This window comes from Streptomyces sp. NPDC001415 (assembly GCF_053597395.1).
This window is the reverse complement of the sequence record NZ_JBSFIE010000010.1, coordinates 137,577-150,326: the sequence shown is the minus strand read 5'-3', so window position 1 is coordinate 150,326 and position 12,750 is coordinate 137,577. Positions and strand designations below refer to the sequence as shown.

The window sequence follows — 12,750 nt, the reverse complement described above, 5'->3', positions numbered from 1 at the left end:
CAGACTAAGAGCAAATATGACTGATTTGCGGCATTGTGAGGGCGCGGCAATCCGAGTGTTGTCCACAGGCGGTGGCCGATGTCGGTGGTCACGTTCAGAATCGAGGATGTGAGCCGGACCACCCGGTCCGCGCGACCACCCCGATCCACGGGAGGCAAGCCGTGAGGACAGCGACACTGGGGCCCGAGCAGCGCGCACAGGCGCTCGCCGCCATGGCCGAACGCGAGCTGGACGTGCTGGTCGTAGGCGCGGGGGTGGTCGGAGCGGGTACGGCACTCGACGCGGCGACCCGGGGCCTGGCCACCGGCCTGGTCGAGGCGCGGGACTGGGCATCGGGCACCTCCAGCCGCTCCAGCAAGCTGATCCACGGCGGCCTGCGCTACCTGGAGATGCTCGACTTCGCCCTCGTACGCGAAGCGCTCAAAGAGCGGGGGCTGCTGCTTGAACGGCTCGCGCCACACCTGGTGAAACCGGTTCCGTTCCTCTACCCCTTGCAGCACAAGGGCTGGGAGCGGCTGTACGCGGGCTCGGGCGTGGCGCTGTACGACGCGATGTCCGTGTCGTCGGGGCACGGCAGGGGGCTGCCGACGCACCGTCACCTGAGCCGCCGCCACGCACTGCGCGTCGCCCCCGCGTTGAAGAAGGACGCGCTGGTCGGCGCCCTGCAGTACTACGACGCGCAGATGGACGACGCGCGCTATGTGACCACCCTGGTGCGCACCGCCGCCTCGTACGGGGCACAGGTCGCCAACCGGGCCCGGGTGGTGGGCTTCCTGCGCGAGGGCGAACGCGTTGTCGGTGCCAGGGTGCAGGATGGAGAAGCGGGCGGGGAGTACGAGGTCCGCGCCAAGCAGGTCGTGAACGCGACGGGGGTGTGGACCGACGACACCCAGGCACTGATCGGGGAGAGGGGGCAGTTCCATGTACGGGCTTCGAAGGGCATCCATCTGGTGGTGCCCAAGGACCGGATCCACTCGAATACCGGGCTGATCCTGCGGACCGAGAAGTCCGTCCTCTTCGTCATCCCCTGGGGCCGGCACTGGATCGTCGGCACCACCGACACCGACTGGGACCTCGACAAGGCGCACCCCGCGGCATCGAGCGCCGACATCGACTACCTGCTTGAACACGTCAATTCGGTGCTCGCGGTGCCCTTGACCCGGGACGACGTCCAGGGCGTGTACGCCGGTCTGCGACCGCTGCTCGCCGGGGAGTCCGACGCCACCAGCAAGCTCTCGCGCGAACACACCGTCGCGCATCCGGTGCCGGGGCTCGTGGTTGTGGCGGGCGGCAAGTACACGACGTACCGGGTGATGGCGAAGGACGCCGTCGACGAGGCGGTGCACGCGCTCGACCAGCGGGTGGCGGCCTGCGTCACCGAGGACATCCCGCTGCTCGGTGCCGAGGGGTACAAGGCGCTGTGGAACGCCCGGGCCAGGATCGCGGCGAGGACCGGGCTCCATGTGGTGCGCGTGGAGCACCTGTTGAACCGGTACGGCTCGATGGCCGAGGACCTCCTGGAGCTGATCACCGCCGATCCCTCGCTCGGCGAACCGCTCTCCGCGGCGGACGACTATCTGCGCGCCGAGATCGTCTACGCCGCCTCGCACGAGGGGGCCCGCCACCTCGACGACGTACTGACCCGGCGGACCCGGATCTCCATCGAGACCTTCGACCGGGGCACGCGCTCGGCCCGGGAGTGCGCGGAGCTGATGGGGCCGGTGCTCGGCTGGGACAACAAGCAGATCGAGAAGGAGGTGGAGCACTACGAGAAGCGGGTGGAGGCCGAACGGGAGTCGCAGCGCCAGCCGGACGACCTGACGGCGGACGCGGCCCGGCTCGGGGCGCCGGACATCGCACCGGTCTAGGACGCGGGAGGCGGGGCCGGTGCCGTCGCCGGGGGTGCGGGCGGGGTGCGGGACGGCTGCGGTGCGCGGGGCGGCGCCGGGGTGCTGGGTGCCGTCGGCGCATGGGTCGGCGCCGGGCAGAACTCGGCGTCGAGGAGAGCGAGTTCGAGGGAGGGGTCGGTGAGGGCATCGGTGTTGATACGGAAGACGGCGGTGTGGCGGCCGTCCGGGGTCGTGGCGGCGCGCACGTAGCTGCCGGATATGTGGCCGGCGTGGCCCCACACGGTCAGGCCGCAGGACAGCCGTTGGGGGTAGATGCCCAGGGCGTAGACGCCGTGGGTGGCGTCGGTGCTGAGCAGTTCGTGTCGCTGGGCCGCGGGCAGCAGGGTGCCGCCGAGGAGGGCCGCGTAGAAACGGCTGAGATCGGCGAGGGTCGAGATCAGCTCGCCGGAGGCGCCCGCCTGGCGCGGGTCGAGTTCGGTGACGTCGCGGCCGCCGGGGGTGTAGGCGCGGCTGTGCGGTGCGGGGAGCGTGGTGCGGGCGCCCGGGAAGGAGGTGCCGCTGAGATGGAGGGGGGTGATGATGCGGCGTTCGGCTTCGGTGGCGTAGGGGTGGCCGGTGACGGCCTGGATGATCAGGCCGAGCAGTACGAAGTTGGTGTTCGAGTAGGCATACGTGCCGAGGGGCCCGGGGGAGTGGGCGAGCGCGGTGCGGACGGCTTGGTCGGGGGTGAGTGGAACCGGAACGGTGGTGTCCGCCGTGTAGTTGAAGAGACCGCTGGTGTGGGAGAGCAGGGAGCGCAGGGTGAGGTGGCGGCCGTCGTTGCCGTGCCCGCGCACAAGCCCGGGCAGATACCGATCCACGGTGTCGTCGAGTCCCAGCCTGCCCTCGGCGGCCAGCTGGAGTACGACGGTGGCCACGAACGTCTTGGTGATGCTGCCCGCGCGGAAGTGGTCGGCGCGGCCGAGGGGGGTGCCCGCGGTGCGGTACCGCGTGCCGGACGGGTCCTCGGTGAGCAGTGCGGCGGCCGGGGCGCCGCCGTCGGTGACCAGGCGGGCCAGTGCGGTGTGGGTTGCGGAAGGGGCCGCTTCGCCGGGCAGCGACGTCGTGCCGAGCACGCACAGCGCCGTGGTCAGCGTCGTGGCCAGCGGTGCGACGAGCAGCGCCCGGAGCGTTGGCATGGCGGGCTTCCCTTCCTCCGGAGCCATCTTGGCGGACGGCGGACCCGGGACCACCACCGGTCCTGGCGTGAGGGACAATGGGGGCTCTGCCAGGGCGGGTTACGGGCCTCGCGCGGACGCCGAGTTCGAGAACGGCTCCGGTGCGGTCGGGCACCCGGCAGGACAAGCAGGTCGGAGCGGTGAGCCGGGCCGCCTCCACGAGGGCAGGTCGCGGCAGGCCGCGGGCCGAGGCCGGCGCGGGCGAAGATCAGGAATCGCAGAGGGGACGCATGTCGGAGGCGGAGCAGTCGCGGGAACCCCAGCGGGGCAAGCGGCAGGAGCCGGGGGCGTCGTCGGCGCCCGCAGAGTCCGCCTCGGGCGAGGCGGGCACGAAGTCCGGGCGGCGCCCGGCGGATGCGGGTGACGCGGTGGCGGAGTCGGGTGCGGGTAAGTCGTCGGACGCGGGGCGGGACGCGGCTGCCCCGAAGGGCAACCCGGGTTCCCGGGCGGACGACGCGAAGCCCGGTGCCGGTGCGTCGGAAGCCGAGCGGGGTGCCGCTGCCCGGGAGGCCAAGCCGGACCCCCGGACGTCGGTCGCCAAGCCCGCCGCGAAGCCGGGCACCAAGGCGGAGGGTACGAAGCGGGTCTCCCCGGCTAGGGCGGCCGAGCCGAGCCCGGCGGACGGCTCCGCCGACGCCGAGGGCTCCGAGGCCGAGCCGGTTGCGAAGGCTGGGGAAGCGAAGTCGGGTTCCCGGCCCGCTGATGCCAAGTCGGCTGTCAAGCCGGGCGGCTCCGATGCTTCTGGCGCCGAGCCGGTCGCCAAGGCTGGGGAAGCCAAGTCGGGCTCTCAGCAGCCCGCCGATGCCAAGCCGGTAGCCGGGTCGGGCCCCGCGGTCTCGGATGCCAAGTCGCCAGCCGAGTCGGGCCCGCAGGGCTCTGGTGCCAAGCCGACCTCCAAGGCTGAGGGCGCCAAGCCGAGTTCCCTGTCCAACGACACCAAGCCCGCCCCCGAGCCCGAGGACGCCAAGTCGCTCGCCAAGCCCACCTCCCCTTCGGCGGAGGCCAAGTCGCTCGCCAAGTCCACCACCCCCTCCACCGACGCCAAGCAGGCCCCCCGCCCCGCTGACACCAAGCCAGTTGCCGCCACCGGCACGGGCTCCCAGACCCCCTCCGGCACCGGCACCGGCACCGGAACCGGAACCGGCGCCGAACCCCCCAAGAAGGGCGGCGGTGAAGGGCGTTTGCTTGCTGGGCGTTATCGGCTCGGTGGGGTGCTCGGGCGGGGCGGGATGGGGACCGTCTGGCGGGCCGTCGATGAGACGCTCGGGCGGACCGTCGCCGTCAAGGAACTCCGCTTCCCCTCCAGCATCGACGAGGACGAGAAGCGTCGGCTCATCACGCGTACCCTGCGCGAGGCCAAGGCGATCGCGCGGATCCGTAACACCGCCGCCGTGACCGTCTACGACGTAGTGGACGAGGACGACCGGCCCTGGATCGTCATGGAGCTCGTCGAGGGCAAGTCGCTCGCCGAAGTGGTGCGCGAGGACGGGACGCTGACGCCCCGCCGCGCCGCAGAGGTGGGGCTCGCCATCCTCGACGTCCTGCGTTCCGCCCACCGGGAAGGCATCCTGCACCGCGACGTCAAGCCGTCCAACGTGCTGATCGCCGAGGACGGCCGGGTCGTGCTGACCGACTTCGGCATCGCGCAGGTGGAGGGGGACCCCTCCATCACCTCCACCGGCATGCTCGTCGGCGCGCCCTCGTACATCTCGCCCGAGCGGGCCCGCGGTCACAAGCCCGGTCCGGCCGCCGACCTGTGGTCGCTCGGCGGGCTGCTGTACGCGAGCGTGGAAGGCGTGCCCCCGTACGACAAGGGTTCGGCGATCGCGACGCTGACCGCGGTGATGACCGAGCCGGTCGATCCGCCCAAGAACGCGGGGCCGCTCCTTGAGCAGGTCATCTACGGGCTGCTCGCCAAGGACCCGGCGCAGCGGCTCGACAACGCCGCCGCGCGCAAGCTGCTCACCGGTGTACTCAGCGCCCCGGAGCGCCCGGCGGCCGCGCCCGAGCCGGTGTCGCCCGAGGCGACCCGGGTGGTTCCGCTGCCGCCGCTGCCCGGTGAGCCGAAGAGCGACGCGGCCGCCGAGCGGGTGCGCGGCGCGCTCAAGTCCGTACGGAACGCGGCCGCCGAGGCAAAGGCGTCGGCCAAGGAGAAGGCGCAGGTCGCCCGGGAGGCGCGGGACGTCCGGAACAAGGCGGTGCCCGCGCCGCGGCCCAAGTCCGGCCCGGTTCCGCCGCCGCGCGCGCCGCTCACCGATGTCGTGCCGCGCCGCACCCTGGTGATCATCGCGGTGGTCGCGGCGCTCGTCATACTCGGCACAGTGCTCGCCGTGTCGCTCAGCGGAGGCGACGATTCCGCGAACAAGCCCAAGGGCGACAAGGCCGCCTCCACCGGGCCCGCGGCCAACGGCTCCCCGGCGAGCAGCAAGAAGGGGACCGGCAGCCAGAAGCCCTCCGGTGGAAGCACCCCGTCCGGCCAGGGCTCCACGGCCACGGCCGGACAGGGCGACGGCAGCACGGGCGACGGCACTGGAACAGGCACCGGCACAGGCACCGGCACCGGCGACAACAACAAGGGCGGTGGCACGGGCGGTCCGGCAACCACTCCCTACAAGTCGAGTCAGGGCTTCTCCATAGGCCTGCCCGCGGGTTGGTCGTACAGCAAGACCGACGACGCGGGCATCCGATTCGCCGGCCCCAACGGGCAGCGCCTCCTCATCGGCTGGACCGACAGCCCCAAGGCGAATCCGGTGGCGGACTGGACGGACCAGGAGTCGGGCATGACGAGGGCCGGCTACAAGCGGGTGAAGATAGCCGCGGTGAACTATCGGGGCTGGCCCGCCGCCGACTGGGAGTTCACCTACGACGACGACAGCGGAGCCAAGTACCACACGGTGGACCGGGGTTTCGTCACCGGCCTCAGGCAGGGCTACGGAATCATGTTCTCGGCCAAGGACGCGGACTGGTCGAAGCCCGAGACCCAGCAGACGCTGGCCGCGTTCTTCGCCACCTTCCAGCCCGCCTGACCCCGCCCGAGGGACACGGCCGCGCCGCCCGGGCCCCGCCCGAGGGGCACAGTCGCGCCGCCCGGGGAAACGTCCATCCCCCGGACGTGATGCGGCGGGGCCACGTATCGTGAGAGCTCGCGGACCGTACGCAGCCACAATGGGCCGGTAAACGACCGGAATTGACGGGTTGCGGCGGGAGTGAGGTCCGTGGTCCGGGGGAACAGCGCGCTGTGGGGAGGCGTCGTGGACGACTACGCGGGTCGGGTGCTCGCCGACCGGTATCGGCTGCCGCTGCCCCCCGACGACACCTACGAACTCGTCGAGACGCGCGCCTTCGACACGTACAGCGGCCAGGAAGTCCTGGTCCGGCAGGTCCCGTTGCCCGAAGTCGTCGACGCCGAAGTGCTCGACGACGGCGACGGTGACGACGACGGATACGGCACGCCCGACCTATACGGGAGCCCTGACGCGTACGGGACACCCGACGCGTATATGCGCGGGAGCGGGAGCGGGTACGGTGCCGCGCCCGGATATGGGCGGACCACCCGGCGGCCCGCCGATCCCGCCGTGCGCCGGGCTGTCGAGGCGGCCCAGGCGGCCGCGCAGATCCCCGACCATCCCCGCCTCGACCAGGTCTTCGACGTGTTCGCGCAGGACGGTTCGCTGTGGATCGTCAGCGAACTGGTCGCCGCGCGCCCGCTGTCGACGCTGCTCGCCGAGCGCCCGCTGAACCCTTTCCGCGCGGCGGAGGTCGCCTCCGACGTGCTGACCGCGCTCGCGGTGCTGCACGCACACGGCTGGACGCACCGCAACATCACCGCCCGTACGGTGCTGATATGCGACGACGGCAGGGTCGTGCTGACCGGCCTCGCGGCCGGGGCCGCCGAGGACGCGCTGTGCGGCTACGCCCCCGTGCCGCTCCCGCCGGACGGCGACGGGTTCGGCGAAGCGGCCCCGGCCATGACGTCCCATGGAGCTGACGACGAAGCACCACCGGCCACGACATCCCAATCCGATGGCCCCGGCTCCGGCTCCGGCTCCGGCGAGACACCACCGCCCGAGCCTTCGGCCGGCCTCAACGCGGGCGCGCCGAGCGGCACTTCAGAGGGCGGGCCCGAGCCGCGTCCCGCGCGCCCCGGGGTGATCGCCGCGTACCGTGCGGGCGCCCGGGCCGCGGCGCGCACCGGGGCGGATCTTCCGGTGCAGCGCCCCGCCCCGGAGGGCCCGCCCCCCTCCGAACAGGCCCGCCAGGCCGGGCTCGAAGGGAGCTGGGTCTCGCCGGACGCCCCCGGCGACCAGGGCATGTACGACCCCGTACGCGGTGTGCGGGTCCCGAGCAGCGCCCCCGCCAGCCCGTACGCCGAGGACCACGGCCCCGACTCCGGCCGCACCCGCCGCCAGTACGACCCGGTGACCGGGCGCTGGGTGCCCCGCCCCACCCTGCGCCAGGCAGCCGAGGCCCAGAACTCGGATGCCCGGAACCCGGATGCCCTGAATCCAGGTGGCCGGAGCCCGAACGCCGTGAATCCCAACTCCCGTAATGCACAAGGCAGTTCAGGCACCACGGCACGCACGTCGGTCACCCCCGCCCCCGTCTCCACTCCCACCGCCACTCCAGCCCCCAGAACCCCCGCCCTGCCCCCGGGGTTCCGGGCCGATGCCTTCCGGGCCGACTCGCAGCGCCGGCCGCATCCCAGCGCCCCCCTGCCCGTCCCGGTCAAGGAGCGAGCGCACCTGCCGAGCCCCGTTTCGGCCGACGCCCCCTACCGCGGCCCCGCCAACCGGCTCGCCGCCGAGCGGGCCCGGCACACCCGGATGGCCGTCGTGGGGGCGGTCACCGAGCGGTGGGCGCCCGAGCAGGCCGGGTCCGTGCACGAGAACTGGCGGCTCGCCCCGCCGATCGGCCCTGCCACCGACCTCTGGGCACTCGGCGCCCTGCTGTTCCGCGCGGTGCAGGGCCATGCCCCCTACCCGGAGGAGAGCGCGGCGGAGCTCGTCCAGATGGTGTGCGGGGAGCCGCCCGCCTTCGCCGAGGAGTGCGGGCCGCTGCGGCCCGTCGTCGAATCACTGCTGCGCCAGGACCCCACCGAGCGGCCGGAGTTCGAGGAGCTGCGCGGCTGGCTGCGCTCGCTGGTGCGGTCCGCACCCGAGCCGGACGCGGGCACCCGGATCGCCCCGCTGATCGTGCCCGACGCCAAACGGCTCCCCATCCTGCGCCGCCGGGGCGAACTCGTACGGCGCAGACGGCGCGGCGCCGCCCCCGTGCCCGTCGCGCCGCCCGCCGAACACGGCCGCCACCGTCACCGCCAGGCCGCGCCGCCGCGGAGCAGGAGACCGAGATCGCTCGGCCGGCTGCTGCTTCTGCTCATCCTGGTGCTGCTTGCCGCAGCGATCGCGTACGCCGTGCTGTTCATGCCCCGGTCGGGCTCCGCGCAGAACACGGGCAGCGACACGCCGCCCCGCGCGAGCGGGCAGCAGAGCTCCGGTTCGCAGCCAGGCAGCGGCTCGCAGGTGCCCGTGCCCGGCGGCACGCCGCCCTCGCAGCAGACGCAGACCACCGGGCCGGGCGGGCCCAGCGCCACCCCGGCCGCCGGTTACGCCGTACGCAAGGACGCGGAAGGATTCCAGGTCGGCGTCGACAAGAGCTGGCAGCGGCAGCCCGTGAATGATGCCGGGCAAGTCCGTTATGTCGGAGGTGACTTCACGCTGATCGTCGTTCCGGGGCGGGACTCCGTGAAGGACAACGGCTCGGATCCGCTGGCCTACCAGGCCGACAAGGAGCACGAACTCCAGCCCTTCCGGGACTCCAGCTGGTCCACCTCCAGTGGTCTGCGACGCATCGACGTGGGACAGCGGTCCATGGCCGAGGGGCAGTTCACCTGGCGCGACAGCAACGGCCGCCAGGTCTATGTGCGCAATCTCGCCATGATCGTCAATGGCCGATATCACGTGGTTCAGGTCATCGGTCCGGAGGCGCAGCGTGACAAGGTGACGGAGATCTTCGGGCAGGCCACCGGCGCCTACAAGGCCACCCGCTGACATCTGGTCACGCTGCGCAGTCTCCGAAATCGCCCCGCGCGCACGGGATTCGGCGGTTTTGTGCGTCCCGGAACAAGGCCGAAAGACCCGATCACCGCGGGACCAACGTTCCGTATGGTCACGGTTGGGTGCCCCGAGGTTCCCTGGCCGGATTCCGCTCCGTAATCTGACCTCGTAGGAAAGGTCTGGTCGGGCGGGGGACGTGGAAAACACTCACAGCACGAACGGCTCCGGCGCGGGGCTGCTGCTCGCCGGGCGCTATCGGCTCGGCGACGCGATAGGCCGCGGCGGCATGGGCAAGGTCTGGCGCGCCCACGACGAGGTCCTGCACCGCACCGTCGCCGTCAAAGAACTCACCGCCGCTCTCTACGTGGCCGAGGCCGACCGGGCGATCCTGCACGCGCGCACCCAGAAGGAAGCCCGCGCCGCCGCCCGCATCACCCACCCCGGCGTGGTCACCGTCCATGACGTCCTCGACCACGACAACCGGCCCTGGATCGTCATGCAGTACGTCGACGGGCCCTCGCTCGCCGACGCCGTCAAGGCCGCCGACGGCAACCGCATCGACGCCCGCGAGGCCGCCCGCATCGGGCTGCACGTCCTCGGCGCGCTGCGCGCGGCCCACGCGGCCGGCGTCCTGCACCGGGACGTGAAGCCCGGCAACGTACTGCTCGCCAGCGACGGGCGGGTGCTGCTCACCGACTTCGGGATCGCCGCCATCGAGGGCGATGTCACCATCACCAGGACCGGCGAACTCGTCGGCTCGATCGACTACCTGGCGCCCGAGCGGGTCCAGGGCGCCCACCCCGGCCCCGCCTCCGACCTGTGGTCGCTCGGCGCCACCCTGTACGCCGCCGTCCAGGGCGAGTCGCCGTTCCGCCGGGACTCGCCGATCTCCACCATGCAGGCCGTGGTGGAGGACGAACCCCCGGCGCCCGACCGGGCCGGAGCGCTGGCCCCCGTGATCGTCGCGCTGCTCCGCAAGCAGCCGGAGGAGCGCCCCTCGGTCGAGGAGGCCGAGCGGATGTTCCTCGACGCGATGGAGGGAGGTCCCTCCGAGTCCGCCCAGGCCTATGCGCCGACCCGCCGGCTCTCCGAGCGGGAAATGCGCTCGGCCGCCACCTCCCGGACCGGGCCCACCCAACTCGACCGGACCCCGCGCCCGTCCCCGGACCGGCCCGCCGCGCAGCCCGGCACCCGGCCCGCGCCACGCCGGCGGCGCTGGCGGACCGTGGCCCTGGTGGTCGCGCTGGCCGCGGTCGTCGGTGTGGGCACCGGGTTCGCGTACCTGAAGTACCAGGAGAACAAGGACAGTTCGGGCGGCGGCAGCTCGGGGACCTCCGGCGCACCCACCACCCCCGAGGCCGGCAACAAGCCGGGCGGCGGCGACCAGTCGGTGCCCGCCGGCTGGCAGCGGGTCAAGGACCAGGCCGGCTTCAGCCTGCTCGTGCCCAACGGCTGGAAGCGGCAGATGGACGGCACCGAGATCGACTACACACCGGACAACGGCAAGCACCGCATCCGGATCAGCATCGACAAGGTGCCCGACTTCGAGAACCCGTACATGCACATGCTCAACCTGGAGAAGACGCTGAAGGAGCGGCTGCAGTACAAGCGGCTCACCCTGCACAGCAACACCTTCCGGGACCAGGTGAAGTCGTCCCTCTGGGAGTTCACCTACTTCGAGAAGCAGGACTTCCCCGGCAAGCGGCACGCCATCGACCAGATGTATTACGGCGACGGGGGCAAGCCCGAGTACGCCATCTACATGTCGGGCCCCGACGAGGACTGGGCGACCACCCGCCAGCAGTTCGACACGGTGCTCCAGGGCTGGCAGCCCACCTCCGCCAACGGCGGCTGACCGGGCTGCTCCCACCTGCGGCGAACGCCGTCGGAGCCCGCCCGGGGTGCGGCATGATGGGCACTGCACATTGTGCGGGGAGATCGAGGGGGAACCCGGGTGCCCACAGCGGAGCAGGATCCGAAAGAACCCCAGGACCAGCGCCCCAACTCCCGTCTGGTAGCCGGGCGTTACCGCCTAGGGGGGCGGCTCGGCCGGGGCGGGATGGGCACGGTCTGGCGTGCTCAGGACGAACTGCTCGGCCGCCAGGTCGCCGTCAAGGAACTGCACCCCGAGGGCGGCGCGCCCGCCACCGCCGCGCTGCGTGAGGCCCGTGCGGTCGCCCAGATCAAACACCCCCACGTCATCGTCGTCCACGACGTCGTCGAGGAGGCCGACGCCGAAGGCGGGGGCGGCCGTTCGTACATCGTGATGGAGCTCGTCGACGGCGGCTCGCTCGCCGACCGGCTCGCCTCCGCCGGGCCCGTCGGGGTCCAGGAGGCCGCGCGCATCGGGGTCGCGCTCCTCGGCGCGCTCACCACGGCGCACGCCCGGGGCGTGCTGCACCGTGACCTCAAGCCCGCCAACGTCCTCATCGAGGAGGACAGCGGACGCGTCGTGCTCACCGACTTCGGCATCGCGCAGGTGCCGGGCACCTCGACGATCAGCGAGGAGGGCGCGTTCGTCGGCTCGCCCGAATACACCGCGCCCGAGCGGATGCAGGGCGCGAACGCGGGGCCCGAGTCGGACCTGTGGTCCCTCGGCGCCCTGCTCTGCGCGGCCCTGAGCGGCGAATCCCCCTTCCATCGCGACTCGTTGGGCGGGGTCCTGCACGCCGTCGTCCTCGACGAGATCCGCCCGCCCCGCGCCGCGGGCCCGCTGCTCCCCGTCGTCCACGGCCTCCTGGAGCGCGACCCCGCCCACCGGCTCGGCGCGGTGGAGGCGGAGTCACTGCTCCGTACGTTCGCCGCGACGGGCAGCACCCCCAGACCGCGCTACGTGCCGACCGAGCACGTCGACCAGCCGGTGCCCCCGGCCCCCGAACTCCCCGCCACACCCGTCACATCGCCCTCGCCCGTCGCACGGCCCTGGCAGGCGCGGAGCGTGCTGGTGGGAGCCGCCCTGGTGATCGTGCTCGCCGGGGCGGGCGCGGCCGTCGCGGTCCTCGCGCTCGACGCGGGAGGCGGCCGCACCTCGGTGGAGCAGTCCGCGCCGAGCACCGGCGCGGCCCCGCCGGACGACTCCAGGCGACCGCCCCCGCCTCCCCCGCCACCCCCGCGGCAGGCCCCGCCGCCGCTGCCCGACGGATTCCGCCCCGTCCGCGACCCGAACGGCTTCACGCTCGTACTGCCCGAGGGCTACGTCCGTACCACCGACGAGCAGCGCGTGTTCTACAAGTCCCCGGACGGCGCCGTCCGGATCGGCATCCGCACGCAGAACGCGGTGTCCGGCGGGCCGCTCGGCGTCATGAAGCTCGCGGCCGCCAACGGGCCCTCCACCAACCCCGGTTACCGCGACGGCAAGGTCACCGCGACCACCCATCACGGGCGCGACGCGGCGCTGTGGGAGTTCACCTGGAACGGCTTCACCACGGCCGAGGGCGCCCGGCACACCTACGACGAGTGCTGGGACGACTTCGGGCGGATGTACGACGTGTGGGTGTCGGCGCCGGTCGGCCGGCTCGACGAGGCGAAGCGCGCCTTCGACACCGCGCTCGACTCCTTCTTCCCCGGACCCTGAGCCACCCGCTCCCGCGTGCTTCTGTCACGGCTGTGCATCCGCACACGGCCCGATGT

General features: G+C 72.8%; 6 protein-coding genes. 5 read left to right on the top strand and 1 reads right to left on the bottom strand.

All coding sequences use genetic code 11. The features are described from left to right. Positions 1-161 precede the first annotated feature (161 nt). Positions 162-1,868 (top strand): glycerol-3-phosphate dehydrogenase/oxidase, encoded by a 1,707-nt coding sequence (locus ACWC2B_RS16300; protein ID WP_450717112.1) that lies wholly within the window; start codon positions 162-164, stop codon positions 1,866-1,868. On the opposite strand, the gene ACWC2B_RS16295 is transcribed toward ACWC2B_RS16300, so the two are convergent. Next, positions 1,865-3,028 carry a serine hydrolase domain-containing protein gene (locus tag ACWC2B_RS16295; RefSeq protein WP_450717111.1) on the bottom strand — a complete coding sequence of 388 codons (1,164 nt, stop codon included), beginning with the start codon at positions 3,026-3,028 and terminating at the stop codon, positions 1,865-1,867. The genes ACWC2B_RS16300 and ACWC2B_RS16295 overlap by 4 nt on opposite strands. 1,220 nt (positions 3,029-4,248) lie before the next feature. On the opposite strand from ACWC2B_RS16295, the gene ACWC2B_RS16290 reads away from it, so the two are divergent. The 4 genes from ACWC2B_RS16290 (at position 4,249) to ACWC2B_RS16275 (ending at position 12,694) form a co-directional block, all read left to right on the top strand. Continuing rightward, complete coding sequence (locus ACWC2B_RS16290; protein WP_450717210.1) at positions 4,249-6,093, top strand: protein kinase domain-containing protein; 1,845 nt, start codon at positions 4,249-4,251, stop codon at positions 6,091-6,093. A 189-nt stretch (positions 6,094-6,282) separates the two neighbouring features. Then, a complete protein-coding gene (locus ACWC2B_RS16285; protein WP_450717110.1) occupies positions 6,283-9,114 on the top strand; it encodes a protein kinase in 2,832 nt (943 codons plus the stop codon). Positions 9,115-9,316: 202 nt separating this feature from the next. Then, entirely contained in the window at positions 9,317-10,975 is a 1,659-nt protein-coding gene (locus tag ACWC2B_RS16280) for a serine/threonine-protein kinase (protein WP_450717109.1), read from the top strand. Between the two features lie 204 nt (positions 10,976-11,179). Beyond that, positions 11,180-12,694 carry a serine/threonine-protein kinase gene (locus tag ACWC2B_RS16275; protein WP_450717209.1) on the top strand — a complete coding sequence of 505 codons (1,515 nt, stop codon included), beginning with the start codon at positions 11,180-11,182 and terminating at the stop codon, positions 12,692-12,694. The last annotated feature ends 56 nt before the right edge of the window (positions 12,695-12,750 follow it).